Origin of the sequence: Rhizobium pisi (genome assembly GCF_003938655.1) — a bacterium.
Classification (GTDB): domain Bacteria; phylum Pseudomonadota; class Alphaproteobacteria; order Rhizobiales; family Rhizobiaceae; genus Rhizobium; species Rhizobium pisi.
In genome coordinates this window covers 1-1,178 of sequence record NZ_RJJT01000068.1, presented here as the reverse complement: position 1 = coordinate 1,178, position 1,178 = coordinate 1, and the positions used below count along the sequence as shown (strand labels likewise).

Genomic DNA, 1,178 nt, shown 5'->3' with positions numbered 1-1,178 from the left:
AAATGGCAAAGAGTAAGTTTGAGCGCAACAAGCCGCACGTCAACATTGGCACGATCGGCCACGTTGACCACGGCAAGACGTCTCTGACGGCAGCGATCACGAAGTACTTCGGTGAGTTCAAGGCGTACGACCAGATCGACGCTGCTCCGGAAGAAAAGGCACGCGGCATCACCATTTCGACGGCTCACGTCGAATACGAGACGCCTGCCCGCCACTACGCGCACGTCGACTGCCCCGGCCATGCCGACTACGTGAAGAACATGATCACCGGTGCTGCGCAGATGGACGGCGCGATCCTGGTGTGCTCGGCTGCCGACGGCCCGATGCCGCAGACGCGCGAACACATCCTTCTCGCCCGCCAGGTCGGCGTTCCGGCGATCGTTGTGTTCCTGAACAAGGTCGACCAGGTTGACGACGCCGAGCTTCTCGAGCTGGTCGAGCTCGAAGTTCGCGAACTGCTGTCGTCCTACGACTTCCCGGGCGACGACATTCCGGTTGTCAAGGGTTCGGCGCTTGCTGCTCTCGAAGACAGCGACAAGAAGATCGGCGAAGACGCGATCCGCGAGCTGATGGCTGCTGTCGACGCTTACATCCCGACGCCTGAGCGTCCGATCGACCAGCCGTTCCTGATGCCGATCGAAGACGTGTTCTCGATCTCGGGCCGCGGCACTGTCGTGACCGGCCGCGTCGAGCGTGGCATTGTCAAGGTTGGTGAAGAAGTCGAGATCGTCGGCATCCGTCCGACCTCGAAGACGACGGTGACCGGCGTTGAAATGTTCCGCAAGCTGCTCGACCAGGGCCAGGCCGGCGACAACATCGGCGCTCTGGTTCGCGGTGTGAACCGTGATGGCGTTGAGCGTGGCCAGATCCTGTGCAAGCCCGGCTCTGTCAAGCCGCACAAGAAGTTCATGGCTGAAGCCTACATCCTGACGAAGGAAGAGGGCGGCCGTCATACGCCGTTCTTCACGAACTACCGTCCGCAGTTCTACTTCCGCACGACCGACGTGACGGGCATTGTGACGCTGCCGGAAGGTACGGAGATGGTTATGCCGGGCGACAACGTCACGGTTGCCGTCGAGCTGATCGTTCCGATCGCGATGGAAGAAAAGCTGCGCTTCGCTATCCGCGAAGGCGGCCGCACCGTCGGCGCCGGTATCGTCGCGAGCATCGTCGAGTAA

General features: G+C 61.5%; 1 protein-coding gene. It reads left to right on the top strand.

What is annotated here, in order from left to right:
- Positions 1 to 2: 2 nt before the first annotated feature.
- Positions 3 to 1,178 (top strand): elongation factor Tu, encoded by a 1,176-nt coding sequence (tuf, locus tag EFD55_RS32920; RefSeq protein WP_092844923.1) that lies wholly within the window; start codon positions 3 to 5, stop codon positions 1,176 to 1,178.

Excerpts from the sequence above, each read along its gene's own strand:
- tuf (WP_092844923.1), top strand. The coding sequence starts at position 3 with ATGGCAAAGAGTAAGTTTGAGCGCAACAAGCCGCACGTCAACATTGGC.